Raw genomic sequence first — 20,696 nt, forward strand, 5'->3', positions numbered from 1 at the left:
ACAGGTCTACTGCATGTTCATGCCGCCGTTGACCGAGAAGTCGGCCCCGGTGCTGTAGGCCGATTCATCGGAAGCCAGCCAGGCCACGATGGAGGCGATTTCTTCAGGTTGACCGAGACGCCCGACCGGTGTGGCCGCGATCATGGTCTCGAGAATGTCCGGGCGAATGGCCGCCGTCATGCTGGTCTGGATGTAGCCTGGGGAAACGGTGTTGACGGTCACGCCCTTGCCGGACACTTCCCGGGCCAGCGCCATGGTGAAGCCATGGATACCGGCCTTGGCCGCGCTGTAGTTGGTCTGACCGAACTGACCACGCTGACCGTTGATCGAGGAGATGTTGATGACCCGTCCCCACTTCTTGGCCAGCATCCCTTCAATCACCTGTTTGGTGGTGTTGAACAGGCCACTCAGGTTGGTGCCGATGACCGCGTTCCAGTCTTCGGGCGTCAGCTTGCGAAAGGACGCATCACGGGTGATCCCGGCGTTATTGACCAGGACATCGATCGGGCCGAATTGCTCACGCGCCATCTCGAACGCGTTGCGTGTTGATTCCCAATCGGTGATGTCGCCATAGATGCATTCGAATTGATAACCCGCCTCCTGTTGGCTCGCCATCCATTCTTTCTTGCGGGCGGAATCGGAGCTGCAGCCCACGATGACCTTGAATCCTTCCTTGTACAGGCGTTGGCTTATCGCAGTGCCAATTCCACCCATACCACCCGTGACCAACGCAATACGACCAAGCGACTTCATATGCTCTCTTCCTTTTTGTATTTTGCGCGGCAAGATGGGGGATTGTTCGGTATTGGCAGGACGTGCGGAAGTGTTGAGAGGTGACGGTCTGGTGTCCAACGGTGCCATGTCCGAGGCGAAACTGAACTTTCTGTCGTCGCCTCTCCACAATCCTCTCACTACAGCCTCGCGGGCTCGGCAGCTGCTGCAAGGTGACGAGTGGTCTGAAATAGTGGCTAAAAGTGAGGAGTACCTATACTGGGATCAATATTGGCAACTGAACCACCTATTAGTATTTGATTCATCGCAGATCAGTCACGGCCCCGGACAGGATGTTCGGTTCCACAGGTCATTGAGGACGCCATGTATAGAATGAGTTCAGGCTATGCCAGCGTGCTGGTAAATACGCTCTTGGCTCAGGGACTGGATGTTGCCAGTCTGTGCCAGGAGGCTGAACTAGACATGAAACTCGCGAACAAACCAGGAGCGTTTTGCGAGCGAAGGGCTATCTATCGACTATGGGATCTGGCCGCTCAGGCCTCGGGGGATCCAGACATTGGCTTGAAGGCCTATGGAAGTTTCCACCCCGGCAGCTTTCAGATCGTCGGCTACACCATGATGTCCAGCCTGAATCTGAAAAACGCCCTTGAACGACTGGTCCGTTTCAGTCCGTTGATTGGTACCGGGTTCAGCCTTTTCTTTACATCGGAACAGCAGAATTACCGACTTTCCGGCCTTGATCATCAACAAAAAGGCTCGATCAAACCTCGCCAATACACCGATGCAGCGCTGGCTTCATTGCTGGGTTTCTGCCGTAAGCTGGCGGGCGGCAACGCACCGCAACCCTTGAGCGTGGGATTCACCTATCCCGAACCTGAAGACACCACCGAGCATCGTCGGTTGTTTGGCTGCGACCTGCATTTCGACGCGCCTTACGACAGCATTTTGTTTGACAGTGAGGAACTGATGCGTCCGTTGAGCATGGCCAATGAAGCGTTGGCGGTGCTGCATGACAGTTTTGCCGAGGCTCAACTGGACCTGCTGTTTGGTTTTTGCATTGTCAGCAGAATTCGCGCATTGATTACCGAGCGCTTGAGTCAGGGCCAGGGGCAATGCGACATGGAGTCGATCGCAGCGGCATTGAACATCAGCAAGCGGACGTTGCAACGCGCGCTGGAAAAGGAAGGGACGCAATTCAAGGACGTGCAGAACGCGGTGCGCCGGCAATTGGCCGATTTCTACCTGCGCCATTCTCACTTCAACATGAAGCATGTCGCGTATCTCCTTGGTTTTCATGATCACAGCAGTTTCAACAAAGCCTGTAGCCGCTGGTTTGGCATGACACCCGGTCAGTATCGGGCCGATGAATCGTTTGAAATCAAGGAGGCCGCGTCGGTCTGACGCAGCCTCCCGTCAACGTTCAACGTTATTTCACCGGAGGTTTTTTCACGCCTTTCTTGCCCTTGGCAGGTTTGCGCACAGGACTGGCAACCTTGGCGATGGGGGCTGGGGTCACTGCGGGTATTTTCTGCTTGATTGGCTCGGGGATTAGCGCTGGGGCTTCCTGCTTAACGGGCTCAGGGATGACCACAGGGGTTTTCTGCTTGATTGGCTTGGGGATTTCCACCGGGGTGATCTGCTTGATCGGCTCAGGGGTTACCGCCGGGACTTTCCCTTCGATGGCATCGGCTTCACCGGGTGGTTGGGTCAGGCTGAAACCTGGCAGCGGCACGTCGAGCAGCGTGTGCAGTTCCCGCCAGAAGAGGTTGTCTGCGCCGCTGATCAGCAGTTCCGGCAACAAATTGGCGACAGCCGCCAACACTTGCTGGCGTTCTTCGACCTCTGCAAGCATCAAGGGCAGGCTGTGCAGGCTTTCTTGCGGATGGGTGGCGACCAGCAGTTTTTGCAGGCGCAGGGTTTCGCGCAAATCAAGCGGCTCGGCACTGTAGTCCTGGAGCAGCGCCTGCAGTTGCAGGATCAATTTTTCGACACTTTCCTTGCCCGGCTCGTCGCTGTCGCGGCCCAGCAGGAACAGGATCCGTATCAAGGCTTCCATCAGGCCGCCGAGGGGCAGGGCATCCTGCAAGCGCTCGATCAAAACCTTGTCGTGCTGCTCGGCATGTTCCTGCAGATTTCGTCCGGGGGCATTGCCAGCGAGGCTGTTGAGCACGCCATACACGCCGTAGAAACACATTTCCTGAGCCGCATCACGCAGGTCGCGATAGCCGTTCAAGGCATCCTGCATCTGGTTGGAAAACAGTTCCTGCCAGACCAGCAACGGGTTGTTCTGGCTGGCGGGGTGACGATCCTTGCTCACTTGGGCGGCACTGCCTGCCAGCCACCAAAGCGCCGGGTTCAAACTGCTCCAGGCCACTTGCTGCTGATGGAAAGGGTGCGTCCGGCGCAGCATTTCGGCGCTCGGTTCGTTGATCAACTGGCGCAACCACGGGCGTATGCATTCGTCGTACACACTGTTGTTGATAGCGGACACGCGCTGGACCAGCGCAAATTCGCGATCGTCATCGCGGGGCGGCTGCACCTGGCCATGGATGTCGGCGATACGCCGGCGTTCGAAACGCACGGCATACGGCGTCGCCGAATTCTCCGGCAGGTCTTCGATCAGCATTTCATACAGCCCGGCTGACAGTGCATTGATCGCATCAACCGCACCGAGCAATTCACGGTGTTCACGCCGCGCCACGTCACCGGACACGAAGATGCCCAAATGACCGATGCTCGCATGTCGTAGGTAAACGATGGTGCGTCCGGCATTTTGCAACGCGAGATCGCTGGGATAGACGTCGGTGATCCAGTCCAGTGCCTGCTGTGGGGAGGTGATGTTGTCGCCATACGAGCAGAACACCACCACCGGCACTTCGATCAGCTTGAGGTCAAGCCCGCTGCTCTTGCGGCCAAGGCCACCGGACAGCCGATTGCCGATGAACAGGTCGTCGACAATCATCTCGATCTCTTCGCCATTGAGCAAGGTCGGGCTGCCCCACCAGCGTTCGAAGTCCAGAAAGCGTGCCGCCTCGCTGTCGACTTCGCTGAACAGGTGGTAGTACTTGCCCCAAAAGGTGTTGGCCGGGTCCAGGTTTTCGAAATTGCTCACCAGCCAGGTGCCGTCGAAACGGTCATTGCCCAGATCGCTTCCCAGGCGTGCCATCCAGCCACCGCCCAGCAAACCACCGGTGTAGCGCATTGGATTGCGGCCGTTGACGCCGGCCCAGTACGACAACGGCGCACCATTGACGATGATCAACCCCGGCAGCTCCGGACGGGTAGCCGCGAGGCCCATTAACGCCCAGCCCGCCTGGCAGTTACCAATGACGACTGGTTTGGCGCTGTCTGGATGCCGGGCGCTGACGACTTCAATGAACCGCGCTTGGGCGTCTGTGATATCAGCAAGGGTTTGCCCTGGGCGGGGCGCGTGACTGAAGGAGATGAAGTAGGTGGGGTGGCCGGCTCTCAGGCTTTCGCCGATGACCGAATCCTGTTTGAACCCGCCGATGCCCGAGCCGTGACCGCCGCGGGGATCGATGATGATCACCGGCTGTTTTTTGCTGTCGATCCGCTGACCGGGGCCGCCGAGGATTTGCAACAACGAATAGTTGACCGGGCGGGGCAGGTCTTCACCGGCGACCAGTGTTTCATGATTGAACTTGAGCAGCAGTGGATACCCGGCGCGTTCGTGGGCCAGGGTGTTGTCGCCGCGCTGACGCAAGGTGTCCCAGAACAACACACTACGTTGGCCGAGGTCCGTGAAGTATTCCTGCCAGTCAGCAGGCGTTGGCTGTCGGAGTTGTCCAAGGTTTAAAGGCGCGAAGGTTTTTGCCTGGCGCTTCTGCACGGCGTCGAGGACGTTGCGGGTATTGAGGCGTTGCAGATGATTCAGGTGTTCGAACAAGCCGGCGGGTTCGGAGAACTCTTCATCTTGCAGCGCAATATTTAATTCCTGACCCATCGTGATCTCCTGACGCTGTGCATGGGAACCGGCCCATCAGACCCCTTTAGTTAAAGAGGGCTAGCCTGGCCGTTCGATGAGCAGGAGTTTACAGCTAACAAGGAGGGCTTTAGCAAAGTTTATTTTGCACCGCACAAAAATACACGTTGCCAAATGGTTTTGTGCACTGCAATATCAAGGCTAACGCGATGACTGGCCGGATCGCTATCGCGTCCTCTGGTCCATCAGGGCCTTCCAGTACCAGGAGATTCAAGCATGTCTTTTTTCAATTCGGAAAAACTGCAAACCGCTCAGAAAGCCAACCTCGACCTTTTGCAGCAAATCAGCGGCAAAGTCTTCGCCAGCGTTGAACAGCTCAGCCAGTTGCAGTTCAAGGCACTGCGCGACTCCACCGAAGAGCACTTCGAAGGCGTTCGCAAGCTGCTGGCCGTGCGTGATCCACAAGGTTTCGCCGAGCTGCAGGCTTCTTTCACCCAGCCGAGCGCGCAGACCGAACGCCTGGCCGAATTCAATCGTCAGGTTCAAGCCCTGATCGTCGGTACTCAGTCGGACATCGCCAAATTGACTTCGAGCCAGGTCGAAGCGGGCACCCAACAGGTGCAAGAGTTCGTTGAAACCATCAGCAAGAATGCACCGGCCGGCTCCGAGCCTGTTGTGGCAGCGTTCAAGTCGGGTCTGGCAAATGCCAGCACTGCATTTGAAAGCGCACAGAAAGCCGTGAAACAGGCTTCCGAAGCCGCTCAAAGTAATTTCGAAGCAGCGACTGCCGCGGCCACCAAAGCTGCTCCAGAAGCAAGCGCCAAGGCTACCAGCGGTAATAAGTAAGTCGCATTAGATCAGCGGCAACAATGGCGATGGGTTTATTCCCCATCGCCATTTTTTTTCGGCCCGTTTTTGGTATCCGGCTTGCCGCCGAACATGCCGAACAGGTTCTGGGTGTTCAGGTACAGCGCCTTCGACTGGTCGACATATTGGCGCATCAGGTCCTGCATCACCGGGGCCTGTTGATGCATGAAGTCGCTCCAGGCCTCGGACGATTGCGCGCCGGTCTGGGACTGGATGTCGATCACGGTCTGAATGCTCTTGTCCAGATAGCTACCGAGTACGCCTTGATAAGGGCCGTAGAACTGGATAATCCCCATCAGCATTTCGGTAGTGAAGATGGGCTCACCGCCGCTTTCAGCTTCCAGAATCACTTGCAGCAGGATGCTGCGGGTCAGGTCCTCGCCGCTCTTGGCATCGACCACCTGAAAGGCAACTTTGTCGACCACCAACTGGCGTATGTCCGCCAGCGTCAAATGACTGCTGGTGTGGGTGTCATACAGTCGGCGATTGGGGTACTTCTTGATCAGGCGGGGGGTGGTATCAGTCATGCGGGGCGTCTCGCGGCGGGCCTGGTTTGCAGGCATCTTAACCTACTCTGGCCACTGCTGCGGGTTGGCGGGTGTATCGAGAGCTGATCGTTCCCACGCGTGGGAACGATCTGGGGGAAGGGTGCTTACCAGATCGGCAAGGTGTAACTGACGATCAACCGGTTTTCATCCAGGTCGCTGCCGAAGTTGGTCGAGCGCACCGTCGCGTTGCGCCACTTCAGCCCGACATTCTTCAACGGCCCGCTCTGCACGACATAACCAATGTCGGTATCCCGTTCCCATTCCTTGCCTTCCGGGCGGTTGCCGCCCAGATCGATGTTGTCGCCGGTGAGGTAGCGGGTCATGAAGGTCAGGCCCGGAACGCCAATGGCCGCAAAGTTGTAGTCGTAGCGCGCCTGCCAGGATTTTTCATCCTTGCTGGCGAAGTCGCCGATTTGCACGAAGTTCACCAAAAAGGCATCGGTGCCGTTGACGTAGGCGTAGCCGGTGTCGCCGCTCATGCCTTGATAACCCAGGCCCAACGCATGCCCGCCGAGGTTGTAGGTGAACATCGCGCCGATGGCGTTGTTATCGACATTGCTGCCGCCATCGTCCGTGGAGCGGGCGAAGCGCAGGTCCGTTTTCAGCGACTGCCCCGTCGTCACCGGCAACACGTAGGTCAGGTTGACCAGGTGCTGGCTGTAGAAATTGTCGAGGTGACCGTAGCTGTAGCCGGTGGCGAGGTTGCTGGTCCATTTGTAGTTCAGGCTGGCGAAATCGAAGCTGTCGCTGTCGAGATGACGTGTGGTGATGCCCTTGGCGCCGGTTCGGGTGATGCCCATGTCCTCGTAATCCGAGGAGTCGCGCTGATTGACCTGCGTCAGTCGCCCGGCATCCACGGTCAGGCCTTCGAGTTCCAGCGAGGTCAACTGGCCGCCCTTGAAGGTTTGTGGCAACAGCCGTGAATCGTTGGCCAGTACCGTCGGTAGTTTCGGCAGCAGCGTGCCGAGTTTCAGCGTGCTTTTGGAGGCACGCACTTTGGCGGTCAGGCCCAGTTCGCCGTACTCGTCCTGCGCACCTTTGCTCGTGTCGCGGTGGCGTTTGAGCAGGCCGGAGCCTGCGCGATCCGGGCTGGAATCGAGCTTGACGCCGAGCAGGCCGATGGCATCGAAGCCGACACCAATCACCCCTTCGGTGAAGCCCGATTCATAGCGCAGCAGGAAACCCTGGGCCCATTCCTCTTGTTTGGATTGGGCGGCGTTGTCCTGGCGATAATCACGGTTGAAATAGAAGTTGCGCAGCTCAAGGCTGGCCTTGCTGTCTTTGACAAAGTCAGCAGCGGCGGGGGCCGAGAGGCTGATGACGCCGCCGGCCAGCAACAGTCGGGTAGCGAGGGTGCGGGTATTGCGGTCCATGGTGAAGCCCCTTTGTTTTTATTATGGAAAGACAGGTCCCGCGGCCCTCGCCAGGTGGGCGAGGGCTTATCAATAAAAAAACGCGAACGCCAAAAAGATAGGAGCGCGGCGCCGCGTGCGGTTCAATCGTTAGAACTGTTCGGCGCTCAGGCCAAACAACGAGGCACTGCCCGCGCGAATGGATTGCTCCAGACTCAAAATGCGCGGCAGCAGGCGGTGGATATAGAAGTCGGCGGTGGCGATTTTCGCGCCATAAAACCCTTCGTCGTCGTGCAGCTTTTGCTTGGCGACCTGCGCCATACGTGCCCAAAGCCAGGCGTAGGCGACGTAACCGAACAGGTGCAAATACTCCACCGATGCGGCGCCGACTTCGTTGCGATTGGTCGCGGCCTGATCCTGCAGCCAGTCGCTCAGGTCTTCCAGACGCTGCACGGCATCGAACAGTTGAGTGGAGTAGGGCGCGTCAGGCTGAAGGGCGAAATGACGGATCTGAGCGGTGAACTGGCGCAGCGCGAAGCCCTTGTCGGCGAGCACTTTCCGCCCGAGCAGGTCCAGGGCCTGAATGCCATTGGTGCCTTCGTAGATCTGCGCGATGCGCACGTCACGGACCAATTGTTCCTGGCCCCATTCGCGGATGTAGCCATGGCCACCGAACACTTGCTGGCCGTTGATGCAGCTTTCGAGGCCAGTGTCGGTGAAGAATGCCTTGGCCACCGGCGTCAGCAGCGCGACCAGGGTTTGCGCGTTGTCCCGTTCCTGGACGTCATCGGAAAACTTCGCCAGATCGAGTTGCTGGCCGACATAACTGGCGAACGCACGGCCGCCTTCGGTCATGGCTTTCATGCTCAGCAGCATGCGGCGCACATCGGGGTGGACGATGATCGGGTCGGCCACTTTGTCCGGGGCAATGGCACCGGTCGGCGCGCGGCTCTGAACCCGTTCACGGGCGTAAGCCACGGCGCTCTGATAGGACGCTTCGGCGCAGCCAATGCCCTGAATGCCGATGGACAGGCGTTCGTAGTTCATCATGGTGAACATCGCCGCCAAGCCTTTGTTGGCTTCGCCGACCAGCCAGCCGCTGGCGCCGTCGAAGTTCATCACACAGGTGGCCGAGGCCTTGATGCCCATCTTGTGTTCGATGGAGCCGCAACTCACGGCGTTGGCAGCGCCGAGGGAACCGTCGGCATTGACCAGCACTTTGGGCACGACGAACAGTGAGATGCCTTTCGGCCCTGCCGGTGCGTCCGGCAGCTTGGCCAGCACCAGATGGACAATGTTTTCGGTCAGGTCCTGATCGCCACCGGTAATGAAAATCTTGCTGCCGGTGATGCTGAAGCTGCCGTCGGCTTGAGGTTCGGCGCGGGTGCGGATAATCCCCAGGTCAGTGCCGGCGTGGGCCTCGGTCAGGCACATGGAACCGGCCCAGCGGCCTTCGTACATCGGCGGCAGGTAGAGGTTTTTCAGGGTGTCGCTGGCGTGGGCATCCAGCGCCAGGCAGGCACCGGAACTCAACGCCGAATACAAAGCAAAGCTTGAGTTGGCGCCGTAGAGCATTTCTTCGAACTGCACGGCGAGCATCTTCGGCATGCCCATGCCACCGAAATCGGCGTTACCGGAAAGCCCCACCCAGCCGCCTTCGATGTAGGTGGCATAAGCCTGTTTGAAACCGATTGGCGTGCTGACCTGGCCATCGACCCACTGGGCGCCTTCTTCGTCGCCGCTACGGTTCAATGGCGCAATCAGGTGCGAGGTGACTTTGGCCGCCTCCTCAAGAATGGCGTCAGCGGTGGCGGCGTCGACACTGTCGGCCAGGGCCGGCAAGCGTGCCCACAGGGCCGGGGCGTCGAACACATCATGCAAGACAAAGCGCATGTCGCGCAGCGGGGCGTTGAATTCGGGCATAACGTGAACCTCAAAAGGTTGTGCGATGGGCACGGCGCCGCTGGAGCAGGCCGTGCCCTTTCAGATCAATGAGCGGAAGCGCTGGCGGCACCGAGGCCCGTCTGGGCACGAACGAACTGGTCGGCGTAAGCGTCACGTTCCTTGTCGGCCCGCACGCTGCGGTCGAGTTTCGACACCACGATGATCACCAAGAACGCCAGCGGCATGGAGAACAGCGCCGGGTGGTCGTACGGGTAGATCGCGTGAGCATGGCCGAGCACGGTGACCCAGACCGCTGGCGAGAGGATCACCAGCACCAACGCGCAGATCAGGCCGGCGAAACCGCCGATGATTGCGCCTTTGGTGGTCAAGCCTTTCCAGTACATGGCCATGATCAGCACCGGGAAGTTGGTCGACGCGGCGATGCCGAAGGTCAGGCCCACCAGGAACGCGACGTTCATCTTCTCGAACAGAATGCCCAGCAGAATCGCGATGATGCCCAGGCCGACAGTGGCCATGCGGGTTACGCGCATTTCCTGTTTCTGGCTGGCTTTGCCTTTTTTGAACACCGTGGCGTAGAGGTCATGGGAAATCGCCGAAGCCCCGGCCAGGGCCAGCCCGGAGACCACCGCCAGAATGGTGGCGAAGGCTACCGCCGAGAGGAAACCGAAGAAAAGGTTGCCACCGACCGCTTTGGCCAGGTGCATGGCGACCATGTTGCCACCGCCAATCAAGGCGCCGCCGACTTCACCATTAACGTAGTACTGCGGGTCGGTGCCGATGATCACCATCGCGGCAAAGCCCAGGGTGCAGACAACCAGGAAGAAGAAACCGATGAAGCCTGTGGCGTAGAACACCGACTTACGCGCTTCCTTGGCGTTAGGCACGGTGAAGAAACGCATCAGGATGTGCGGCAGACCAGCAATCCCGAACACCAGGCCCAGCGACATCGAGGCGGTGTTGATCGGGTCGGCGAGCATTGAACCGGGGCCCATGATGTTCCAACCACTGGCATGGGCTTCGACGGCTTTGGTGGCCAGGGTTTCGTAGCTGAAGCCGAATTGCGACATGGCCATGAACGCCAGGGTCGTGCCGCCAGCCAGCAGCAACACAGCCTTGATGATCTGTACCCAGGTGGTGGCGATCATGCCGCCGAAGATCACATACACCAACATCAGCGCGCCGACGATCACCACGGCTACCGGGTAGTCGAGACCGAACAGCAACTTGATCAACTGACCGGCACCGACCATCTGCACGATCAGGTAGCAACACACCACCGTTAGCGAACCAAACGCAGCGAAGATCCGCACTTTGTTCTGGTCCAGTCGATAAGACACGATGTCGGCAAAGGTGTAGCGCCCCAGGTTGCGCAAGCGCTCAGCCATCAGGAAGGTGATGATCGGCCAGCCGACGAAGAAGCCGATGGTATAGATGAAGCCGTCGTAGCCCTTGGCGAACACCAGGCTGGACAACCCCAGCAGCGTGGCGGCGGACATGTAGTCACCGGCAATCGCCAGACCGTTCTGGAACCCGGTGATGCCACCGCCCGCGGTGTAGAAGTCCGACGTGGATTTGGTTTGCCGCGCGGCCCACCAGGTGATGGCCAACGTGCCCAGCACGAAGACGAAGAACATGCCGATCGCATGCAGGTTCAGCGGTTGTTTTTCCACCACACCCAGCGCGGGCGCAGCCAGTACAACGGAGGCCGGCAACAGCCCGGCAGCGGCGAGAAGAAGTTTACGCAGCAGGTTCATGACTTGCTCTCCTCGAGAATGGCGGCGCCCAGTGCATCGAAACGCGTGTTGGCGCTGTAGACGTACCAACCGGTCAGTAGCCAGGAAAAAATGATGATCGCCGCGCCGACCGGCATGCCCAGGGTCAACATCCGATGTTCGGCGAGCGGCGCATGCAGCCACTGCGGAGCAAACGCCACCACCAGCATGAACGCGTAGTAAGTACCCAGTACCGCAGCACTCAGCGACCAGGCCAAGCGCGAACGGCTGCTCACCAATTGTAGGAATTTCGGGTTGGCCCGAATGCGCTCACAGCGTTGGGTATCGGTTGAATGGATGTCGATCATGGGTGGCTCCACATTGTTTTTGTTATCAGTGTGTGGGGGCAGGGCAGCGCCGAATTCGGCGTGCACGAGCCCGAAACGGCAGGTAAAAGCACCTGCCGCTTGACGGGTACAACGTTGGTTCGGGTTAGAGCGCTTTAGCCCTGTCGCGCAGAACGTACTTCTGGATCTTGCCGGTGGAAGTTTTCGGCAGCAGGGTGAAAATCACCGTGCGCGGGACTTTGAAGCCGGCCAGGTGTTCGCGGCAGAAACTGATGATGTCGGCCTCGCGAACGTCCTGGTGATCAGCTTTCAACGTGACAAACGCACAGGGCGTTTCGCCCCACTTCTCATCGGGACGGGCGACGACGGCCGCTTCCATGACGGCAGGATGGCGATAGAGCACGCCTTCCAGTTCGATGGTGGAAATGTTCTCGCCGCCGGAAATGATGATGTCCTTGAGGCGGTCCTTGATTTCGACGTAACCGTTGGGATGACACACCGCCAGGTCACCGGTGTGGAACCAGCCGCCTTCGAACGCTTCGGCTGTGGCGGTCGGGTTCTTCAGATAGCCCTTCATCACGGTGTTGCCTCGCATGAAGATCTCACCGATGGTCTGACCGTCTCGCGGGGTCGGCTCCAGCGTCTTCGAGTCGCCGACCATCACGCCTTCGAGCGTCGGGTAGCGCACGCCCTGACGGGATTTGATTTGCGCCCGTTCGTCTAGCGGCAACTCGTCCCATTCGGCATGCCAGGCGCAGAGCGTTACCGGACCATAGGTTTCGGTCAGGCCATAGACGTGGGTGACCTTGATGCCCATTTCTTCCACGGCACCGATCACTTTGGCCGGCGGTGCGGCGCCGGCGACCATGGCGTTGACCGGATGGTCGATCGCCGCTTTCGCCGATTCCGGCATGTTGACCAAAGCATTGAGCACGATCGGCGCGGCGCACAGATGGGTGACCTGATGCTCGCGGATCAGCGTGAGGATTTTCTGTGGATCGACACGGCGCAAGAACACATGCACACCGGCCATGGCGGTGATGATCCACGGGTAGCACCAACCGTTGCAATGGAACATCGGCAGGGTCCAGAGGTAGACCGGGTGGTTGCCCATGGCCCAGGTCATCTGGTTGCCCAACGAGTTCAGGTATGCACCGCGATGGTGGTAAACCACACCTTTGGGGTTGCCGGTGGTGCCTGAGGTGTAGTTCAGCGAGATGGCTTGCCATTCGTCCGCCGGCCACTGCCAGGCGAAAGCCGGGTCGCCTTCGGCCAACAGCGCTTCGTAGTCCAGATCGCTGACCGCCTGGCCTTCACCGTATTCTGGATCATTGACGTCGATCACCAGTGGCGGGTGATCCAGCATGCCAATGGCAGCGTGAATCACATCATGGAACTCGCGGTCGGTAATCAGCACCTTGGCTTCGCCATGTTGCAGCATGAAGGCGATGGCTTCGGCATCCAGGCGCACGTTGAGCGGGTTGAGCACCGCGCCGATCATCGGCACGCCGAAGTGCACTTCAAGCATCTCGGGAATGTTGGGCAGCATCACCGCCACCGTGTCGTTCTTGCCGATCCCGCGACCGGCCAGCGCCGAAGCCAGACGGCGGCAGCGGGTGTAGGTCTGCGCCCAGGTGCGGCGGATAGAGCCATGGATGACGGCGGGGTAGTCTGGATAAACGCTGGCGGTGCGCTCGATGAAGCTGAGCGGAGACAAGGCAATATGATTGACAGCCGCAGGGCCTAGCCCTTGTTCATAGATCGACATGTACGGGTACTCGGTGGCTGATTGTTAGCTCTATAGATGTCCTGGCAGCGTTGCCGCTGAGGGCACCTTTTATGTCCGGTTTGCTTTATATAACATTCAGCCTCCGATATGGAAGTACAACCTACGTCATATAGGATATGTACTATATTTGATTCTTGCAGATCTAAATCAATACAGTCACACCACCAAGGCCGGTATATCCTTGGCTTCCCCAACGAAGCGGACCTGTGATGACCCTGACCCCCGTTCGATTGCACAGCTGGTTGCGCCTGCAGCGCGAGGGCGTGTCCCTGGCCGCCCGGGCCGATGCGTTGTGCCGTGCGTTGCAGGATTGCCCCGAAGTGCGCCGGGCGGTTTATCTGAGTTGGCAAGCCAATGCGCGGATTTACAGCCACGAGGGCGCCGCCCAGCATTTTCCACCGGGCCTGGGCGACCCTTCGCTGGCCAGCGATCAGCGGCTGTTTGATCGGCTGGTCGAGGCGGGGCGGCTGGACCTGGCGCAAGTGCGTCAACTCGATTGCTGGTTGGCCGGGCGACTGCGCCGGGCCGCTATTAGCCATGGCCAGGTGTTTGATCTGGCTTTGCAACCGGGGCAGCCGGGGCTGTTGCTGGTGGAAGTGTGCGAGGGCGTGAGTCTTGATTGGCTGGGTTGGGTGCAAGACTTGCTGACAACGTTGCTGAGCAGCGTCAACGGTATGCTGCGCGGCTCGCCGCTGTTGGGCCACGATCCACAACCGAGCCTGTTGCTCGATGCGCAAGGCCGACCGCTGGAATTCAATGCCGCGCTGTTGGCACTGCTCGCTGAAAAGCCGCTGACTGATGTGCTGGGTTTTCTACCGGTCAATCACCGGGTGCTGGTCCGTGCCTGCCTCGACCAGCAACGCGCCATCGAAGGGGTCGAAGCCCAGTTCGAAGCGCAGATCCTGATCTGGACGTTTATCCCCGATCCCCAGGACAACCGCGTGCTTGCCCGTTGCCGTGATGCCACGGCACAAGTACTGGCCGAGCGTGAAGCGGCCACGGCACGCCGGTTGTACCGGCTGATCATCGAAAACACCACCGACCTGATTTCCCGACACACACCGGACGGGCGCTTTCTCGATGCCTCGCCCGCGTCCTGGACATTGCTCGGCTACTGGCCGGAAGAGTTACGCGGGCAAATGGCCCAGGGCTTGTTCCATGGTCAGGGCCTGGCCAGCCTGATGCAGCGTGCGCGAGATGCCCTGGAGCAGGACGGTTATCACACGATGACCTATCGCATTCGCCATCGTGACGGGCATTACCTGTGGTTCGAAACCGCGAGCCGGGCGATTCGTGAAACCTACACCGGGACGGTGGTGGAAGTGGTCAGCGTGTCCCGGGACATTACCGCCCGGGTGCAAGCCGAGGAGAACAAGCGGCGCCTGGCGGAGGTCGTCGAGGCCAACACCGATCCGGTGTTGTTCATCGACCCCGAGGGGCAAGTCACTTACCTCAACCCGGCGGCGCGGCGCATCCTCGGGATCGACGAGCAACAACCGATGCCGGCCCTGGCGCAATTGTTCGCCAGTAGCGACCTGGCACGTCTGCAGCGTGATGGCTGGAGCAGCGCCGAACGCGACGGTGTCTGGAGCACCGATGCGCGGTTGCAGCCACCGGGTGGCGGCACTTCAGTGCCGGTGTCGCTGGTGCTGCTGGCGCACCGTTCGGCCGGTGGCGAACGCTATTACTCGTTGGTGGCGCGGGACATGACCGAGCGTGAATTGCGCGAGGTGCAACAGCGCCGCCATCAGGACGAACTCGCGCACACCGCGCGGTTGGTCACCCTGGGTGAATTGGCCTCGGGCATCGCACACGAAATCAACCAGCCGTTGGCGGCGGTGGTCAATTACGCCAATGCCAGCCAGCGCTATTTACAGACGCTGGATTCCAATCCCCAGGCCACCGCCCGAGTGGCGCAAGGGCTGGAACGCATTACCCATCACGCCACGCATGCTTCAGAAGTGATCAGACGATTGCGCGCATTTCTGCGCAAGGGACAACGCCGGATGCAGGCCCTGAATTTCACCGACGTCGCCCGCGAGGCCGTGCGTTTATGTGCCTGGGAAGCGAGCAATTGCCAAGTGACAATCGAGGATCGCCTGCCGGATAATCTGCCGCCGATTTATGCCGACCGGGTGCTGCTGGAGCAGGTGCTGCTCAATCTGTTGCGCAATGCCATCGACGCCAACCGCGAACAACATCCGGGGCAACCTTCACTGATCGTGATGGCTGCGGGGCAGGGCGGTGGTGCAACCGTGGAAATCAGTGTGCAAGACCAGGGACCGGGCGTCAGCGAGCCGGAACTGGAGCAGATATTTACCCCGTTCTATACCAGCAAGGCCGATGGCCTGGGACTTGGCTTGTCCATGAGCCGCAGCATCATCGAAGGTTTCGGTGGCGAATTGCAGGCCCGACGCCAACCTGTCGGGTTGCTGATGTGCTGCCGCTTGCCGCTGGCCGGCCCAACAAAACAACAACAGGAATAACGTAATGGCAGGTGTGACGGAGCACGTGGTGTATGTGGTCGACGACGATCAAGGCATGCTCGACTCAACGGTCTGGTTATTGGAATCGGTCGGCCTCAAGGCCTTACCGTTTACCAGTGGCGTGGAGTTTCTCAATGCCTGTGATGCCACGCTCGATGCCTGCGTGCTGCTCGATGTTCGCATGCCGGGCATGGGCGGTTTGAACGTGCAGGAAGAAATGCGTGCACGTGAGCTGAACCTGCCGATCATTTTCGTCAGCGGGCACGCGGACGTGCCGATCGTGGTTCGCGCCTTCAAGGCGGGCGCCCATGACTTCATCGAGAAGCCCTATAACGAGCAATTGCTGCTGGACAGCGTGCAACAGGCGCTCAGTAACTGCGCAGCAAACCGCTCGGGCAATCAGGGTCACGAAGCCTTGCAGGCACGCTTGCTGACACTGACCCCACGGGAGCGCGATGTCTTGCTGCCGCTGGTCCAGGGTTACACCACCCGTGAGATCGCTGAACAACTGGGCGTGAGCGCAAAAACCGTCGACCTTTATCGCTCGCGGGTGATGAAACGCATGCAGGCCAATACCTTGCCGGACCTGGTGGGCATGGCCATCGCCGCTGAACTGGTTGATCCGCTGAAGCTGCGGTGATTGCTCGCGTTTTCCATTTGGCGTCTATGCTGGGCTTACCGATCCCATCCCTCTGCAGCGATCTGCAAGGAGGCAGCAATGGTGCCCACATCCAGCTCCGAGAAGGCGTTCACACGCAATCTGCTCGATGTTTTGATCCGTGCGGGCTTGATTACCGTACTGGTGCTGTTCTGCTTTCAGATCTTCAGCCCGTTCCGCGACCTCATGCTGTGGTCGCTGATTATGGCGATCACCCTTTACCCGCTGCAACAGCGGCTGCGGGAGCCGCTGGGCCACAAAGACGGGCTCATTGCGACGCTGATCGTGCTTTTCTCCATCGTTGTTCTCATGGTGCCCGTCTATCTGCTGGGCACCTCCCTGGTTGATTCGATCGATCAGGCCAGGACCATCGTCAAGGACGGCAACTTCCATATTCCGCCGCCCGTCGATTCAGTTGCTGCCTGGCCTTTAGTGGGCAAGCCTATCTCTGCCATATGGCTGCAGGCCTCAACCGATCTTCCCGAGTTGACAGCGAAGTACCTGCCGCAGATCAAGCAATTCAGCATCGGCTTTCTGGGCAAACTCGCCGGCGTCGGCATGGGGTTCCTCACCTTTATCTGTGCGTTGATCATCGCCGGCATTTTCATGGCTTATGGCGAGAGCGGCACGCGCAGTGCGATACAGATCGCGTCCCGCATCAGCGGTCCGGGCAAAGGACCGAAAATTGCCGAACTGTGTACCGCTACGATTCGTGCGGTGGCGCTGGGGGTCGTCGGCATCGCCTTCATCCAGATGCTGCTGGTCGGCCTCGGTTTCGTGGTCAAGGGCGTTCCCGGCGCCGGGCTGCTTGCCTTGGCGGTGCTGCTGCTCGGCATCATGCAATTACCGGCGACGCTGATTACAGTGCCCGTGATTGCGTATGTGTTCGCCACCGAAGGGGCCAGTACGGCGAGCATTGTTTTTGCCATCTATGTGTTCGTTGCCGGCCTGGTGGATAACGTACTCAAGCCTTTGCTGCTGGGGCGCGGTGTCGATGTGCCAATGCCGGTGGTGCTGATCGGAGCCTTGGGCGGCATGGTCACCAGCGGTATCCTCGGTCTGTTCATCGGCCCGGTGGTGCTTGCGGTCGGCTATCAGTTGTTCTGGCAATGGGTGGAGGATCAGCCGTAGAACAGACCGGACGTCCCGCCGACGTTATGACTGCCCGGGCATGCGCTAGCATAAAAGGTGTTCAGGCCACTCGCCCTGACGAGCAGGGCTGCCACCATGACGGCACAAAATCATCATCTACCGAGCGATCAGCGCCCTGGGAACTCTTTCGCGAGCTCAGCGACATCAGCTACGCCTGAAGAGGTTGAATCATGACCATCCATTCCTGGGAAAAACTCTACCTCGATGACCTGAGCCTGGGTCAGCAGTTCGAAAGCGACAGCTTGCGTGTCCATCGAGCGTCGATGCTGGCCTTCGCTCAGGAGTTCGACCCGCAACCGTTTCACCTCGATCCTGAAGCCGCCGAGCTGAGCCTGTTCCGTGGTCTGGCCGCCAGTGGCTGGAACACCGCAGCCCTGACCATGAAGCTGCTGGTGGAAAGCGTGCCGTTGGCAGACGGGATCATCGGCCTGAGCATCGAGTTGAGCTGGCCGACGCCGACCTACCCGGACGATCTGTTGCGCCTGCAATGCACCGTGCAGGCCATCGATCCGTCCAGCTCCAAGCCAGATCGGGGCGTGGTGACCCTGTTCATGGAAACACTCAATCAAAACGACAAGGTCGTGCAGCGAGCCACCGGCAAACTGCTGGTCTTCAGAAGACCGGCGCCTGATTGAGAACGTAGTCATGGGTGTGGGGAGCGTGCGTGATCGGCAAGGCGTCTTGCCGTTACATTGAGCGCGTTCTTTGTCGATTGCAGGGGCCGGAGGCGGCGTTTTGAAAACATTCCTGCTCAGACCTAGCGCCTCAACGCTGAACATGTTGCGTCAAGCGTGCCTGCAACGCCGGGATGCGGTGCCGCCAACGTTAACCGAAAAAGCGCTCATCCCTGGCATTCCGGATGCCCGCTACTGGCTGGACCAGGATTTGTCGCCGTTCATTCGGGATGTGAGTCAGGCCAACCTTCGAGAAGCCGAGGCACTCGCCAGCGCAGGGATGCCCAATGACACCCTGCCGCTGGCCAGCATGTTGGCCGTTTCGGGGGGCGGCGATGCCGGCACCTTCGCGGGGGGCATCATTGCGGGATGGACCCTGCATGGGTCTCGTCCCGTGTTCAAAGTCGTCACCGGCATTAGCGCTGGCGCCCTGGTCGCCCCGTTTGCCTACCTGGGGCCTCAGTACGATGGTGTCATTCTGGGTATCTGCAATGCAGTCGGTCCAAAAGACATTTTCCATCCGCGCAATATGCTGACCCGTCTTGCCAGTGATGGCATGGCGCACAGCAAGCCACTGTCGCGGCTGATTGCACAGCACGTCACCGCCGAGGTGCTTGCGGCGATCGCGGCGGAATACGCCAAAGGACGTCTGCTGATGATCGGCACCACCGACCTTGATTCAGGACGCCCGGTTACCTGGAACATGGGCGCTATTGCCTCAAGCCAGGCACCCGGCGCGCTCGACCTGTTTCGCAATATCATGATCGCATCGATGAGTATTCCCGGCGCCGTTTCACCCGTCATGATCGATGTGGAGGTAGACGGTCAACAGTTTCAGGAAATGCACGTGGACGGAGGCGTCCTGACGCAGGTGTTCCTTTACCCACCCGGCACCGTGATGGCGCTGAACCGCGTGACCGGGGCGCGTATGCGTGATGAACGGCATTTCTATGTCATTCGCAACGGCAAACTGGAACTGCAGTGGTCCGGAACCAAGCGTCGCACCTTGAGCATCGGCGGTCGCGCCATCAGCGCATTGATCCAGACTCAGGGGATCAGCGATCTGGATCGGATTTACCGAATTGCACAGCAGGATGGCGCGGACTTCAATCTGGCGTACATCGGCTCCGACTTTGATATTTCCCGCAATCACAGATTTGATGGCGAGTACATGAAGCGCTTGTTCGAATACGCCTTTGAACTCAGCGCGAAAGGCTATCCGTGGCATAAATCGCCGAGTACGTGAGAGAGGGGTGGCGCTGTGCCAGAAGCGTGCCGTTGTGGCGAGGGGATTTATCCCCGTTCGGCTGCGAAGCAGTCGTAAAACCTGAACGCACGATCTATCTGATGCACCGCGTTGTCTGAATTCACGACTGCTTCGCAGCCGAACGGGGATAAATCCCCTCGCCACGTTACAAAAGTGTTGTGGCTGAAATATTGGAATAGCGGAGCTTGATTTCGGACTTGCGCCAAAAAATCAGCTGACCGGCTCGGCGGTACAACTCATCGCCCCTGAACCTGGCTTCTGGAAAATCACCCCGTTGCCGTCTTGCCAGAAGCGGTAGTTCCCCTGGGAATCCTTGCCGGTGTAATGGGTTCCCGAATCACTCGGCACCTGGTTCAGGGTGATCGAGGTGTTCGCCCATTTCAGGTACACGACACCTGGCTGCGTATTAAAGAAGGTGGCGGAAATTAGCGCGTTAAACCCGGTACAACGAAACGCCAACGGGCCTTCGGTGAGCCTGTCTGGATCCTTGGTTCTCACAATGGCCGAACCTTGGCGTAGCTGGTACGCGCGCTCGGCATAACTTCGGATCGTGCACGCCTTGGGCTCAGACGTGGACGCACACTGATTACGGGAGTCGATCCAGAACTGCTGGTCGATCAAGACTTTGTCTGGCCGCGGTACTGAACGTTGATCCGTGAGCGCCAGGCGATAAAGACGCGTCAATTCGATGTCCATCTGCGCCAGTTGCGAGTCGCGACAGATCAGTTTTTCGACGGCGGCCCTTGCCGTGGCGCAGTCGAAGCTGGTCTTGAACGACGCAGCATTTGCGCAGGTGCTCGTCGCCGCGCAAACGCTGGCAGCGAGCAGACAGGAGAAAAGGCTCGTGACCGTTTTCATGTTGGCTTCACCCAGATCATTACGTGATCCCCGGATCGCCATGGAACCTATCGATCTGTTGAACATTCATTCGTTCGCATTGGGTGTATCGCAGTGTAAGTCAGTGCTCAGAACTTGCCACACCGCCGGGCGCAGAAACCCATGCCTTGTAGCCGCTGGCGAAGCCTGCGTTCGGCTCTGTAGCAGCTCTCGGCGCTGGTGACCACCGCCGGCATCATCGGCCCGCTGATTGTGACCCTCGATCTCACGGCGAATCACATGGCGGGTTTCTGTATTACCCTGCTGATCTGGCCGTTTGTTTAACGAACTCGACCTGTAGGAGCACGGCTTGCCGGCGATGGCGTCCTTGAGATCGCTATCGCTAGCAAGCTCGGCTCCTACAAAAAAAGCCATCCATAGGAACTAC

Annotated in this window: 16 protein-coding genes; 7 read left to right on the forward strand and 9 right to left on the reverse strand. The window is 59.3% G+C overall.

The annotated features are described in order from the left end of the window. Positions 1 to 6: 6 nt before the first annotated feature. The gene (gene phbB, locus KGB03_RS01045; RefSeq protein WP_111449940.1) at positions 7 to 753 is read right to left on the reverse strand and encodes an acetoacetyl-CoA reductase; all 747 of its coding nucleotides are present in this window, start codon (positions 751 to 753) and stop codon (positions 7 to 9) included. 342 nt (positions 754 to 1,095) lie between these two features. Between phbB and KGB03_RS01050 the strand changes: the two genes are divergently transcribed. Continuing rightward, positions 1,096 to 2,133, forward strand: a complete 1,038-nt coding sequence (locus KGB03_RS01050; protein ID WP_218535364.1) for an AraC family transcriptional regulator — start codon at positions 1,096 to 1,098, stop codon at positions 2,131 to 2,133. Between the two features lie 25 nt (positions 2,134 to 2,158). On the opposite strand, the gene KGB03_RS01055 is transcribed toward KGB03_RS01050, so the two are convergent. After that, positions 2,159 to 4,696 carry a DUF3141 domain-containing protein gene (locus KGB03_RS01055; protein WP_223525919.1) on the reverse strand — a complete coding sequence of 846 codons (2,538 nt, stop codon included), beginning with the start codon at positions 4,694 to 4,696 and terminating at the stop codon, positions 2,159 to 2,161. 255 nt (positions 4,697 to 4,951) lie between these two features. Between KGB03_RS01055 and phaP the strand changes: the two genes are divergently transcribed. Next, positions 4,952 to 5,521 carry a TIGR01841 family phasin gene (phaP, locus tag KGB03_RS01060; protein ID WP_223525920.1) on the forward strand — a complete coding sequence of 190 codons (570 nt, stop codon included), beginning with the start codon at positions 4,952 to 4,954 and terminating at the stop codon, positions 5,519 to 5,521. Between the two features lie 35 nt (positions 5,522 to 5,556). Here the strand turns inward: phaP and phaR are convergent, their stop codons facing one another. From phaR to KGB03_RS01090, 6 genes are all read right to left on the reverse strand, one after another. Next, a complete protein-coding gene (phaR, locus tag KGB03_RS01065; protein ID WP_192408535.1) occupies positions 5,557 to 6,105 on the reverse strand; it encodes a polyhydroxyalkanoate synthesis repressor PhaR in 549 nt (182 codons plus the stop codon). 89 nt (positions 6,106 to 6,194) lie between these two features. Further along, on the reverse strand, positions 6,195 to 7,463 hold the full coding sequence (locus tag KGB03_RS01070) for an OprD family porin (protein WP_223525929.1): 1,269 nt from the start codon (positions 7,461 to 7,463) through the stop codon (positions 6,195 to 6,197). A gap of 129 nt (positions 7,464 to 7,592) precedes the next feature. Then, entirely contained in the window at positions 7,593 to 9,365 is a 1,773-nt protein-coding gene (locus KGB03_RS01075) for an acyl-CoA dehydrogenase C-terminal domain-containing protein (RefSeq protein ID WP_223525931.1), read from the reverse strand. Between the two features lie 65 nt (positions 9,366 to 9,430). Next, positions 9,431 to 11,101 carry a cation acetate symporter gene (locus KGB03_RS01080; RefSeq protein ID WP_223525933.1) on the reverse strand — a complete coding sequence of 557 codons (1,671 nt, stop codon included), beginning with the start codon at positions 11,099 to 11,101 and terminating at the stop codon, positions 9,431 to 9,433. Continuing rightward, positions 11,098 to 11,427, reverse strand: a complete 330-nt coding sequence (locus KGB03_RS01085; RefSeq protein WP_111449932.1) for a DUF485 domain-containing protein — start codon at positions 11,425 to 11,427, stop codon at positions 11,098 to 11,100. Before KGB03_RS01085 ends, KGB03_RS01080 begins: the two co-directional genes overlap by 4 nt. 124 nt (positions 11,428 to 11,551) lie before the next feature. Then, the gene (locus KGB03_RS01090) at positions 11,552 to 13,174 is read right to left on the reverse strand and encodes an acyl-CoA synthetase (RefSeq protein WP_111449931.1); all 1,623 of its coding nucleotides are present in this window, start codon (positions 13,172 to 13,174) and stop codon (positions 11,552 to 11,554) included. 230 nt (positions 13,175 to 13,404) lie between these two features. Here KGB03_RS01090 and KGB03_RS01095 point away from each other — a divergent pair, with 230 nt between their 5' ends. From KGB03_RS01095 to KGB03_RS01115, 5 genes are all read left to right on the forward strand, one after another. After that, positions 13,405 to 15,681, forward strand: coding sequence for a PAS domain S-box protein (locus KGB03_RS01095; RefSeq protein ID WP_223525935.1), 2,277 nt, complete (start codon positions 13,405 to 13,407; stop codon positions 15,679 to 15,681). 4 nt (positions 15,682 to 15,685) lie between these two features. Beyond that, a complete protein-coding gene (locus KGB03_RS01100; protein ID WP_008146422.1) occupies positions 15,686 to 16,321 on the forward strand; it encodes a response regulator transcription factor in 636 nt (211 codons plus the stop codon). A gap of 78 nt (positions 16,322 to 16,399) precedes the next feature. Next, positions 16,400 to 17,470: an AI-2E family transporter gene (locus KGB03_RS01105; RefSeq protein ID WP_223525943.1), complete on the forward strand. Its 1,071-nt coding sequence runs from the start codon at positions 16,400 to 16,402 to the stop codon at positions 17,468 to 17,470. A 191-nt stretch (positions 17,471 to 17,661) separates the two neighbouring features. After that, positions 17,662 to 18,126, forward strand: coding sequence for a MaoC family dehydratase (locus tag KGB03_RS01110; protein WP_008146424.1), 465 nt, complete (start codon positions 17,662 to 17,664; stop codon positions 18,124 to 18,126). 100 nt (positions 18,127 to 18,226) lie between these two features. Then, positions 18,227 to 19,411 (forward strand): patatin-like phospholipase family protein, encoded by a 1,185-nt coding sequence (locus KGB03_RS01115; protein WP_223525952.1) that lies wholly within the window; start codon positions 18,227 to 18,229, stop codon positions 19,409 to 19,411. 231 nt (positions 19,412 to 19,642) lie between these two features. Here the strand turns inward: KGB03_RS01115 and KGB03_RS01120 are convergent, their stop codons facing one another. Continuing rightward, positions 19,643 to 20,290, reverse strand: coding sequence for an MliC family protein (locus KGB03_RS01120; RefSeq protein WP_218535362.1), 648 nt, complete (start codon positions 20,288 to 20,290; stop codon positions 19,643 to 19,645). Between the last annotated feature and the right edge of the window lie 406 nt (positions 20,291 to 20,696).

This window comes from Pseudomonas sp. BF-B-26, assembly GCF_019956495.1.
In the GTDB taxonomy this organism is placed as follows: domain Bacteria; phylum Pseudomonadota; class Gammaproteobacteria; order Pseudomonadales; family Pseudomonadaceae; genus Aquipseudomonas.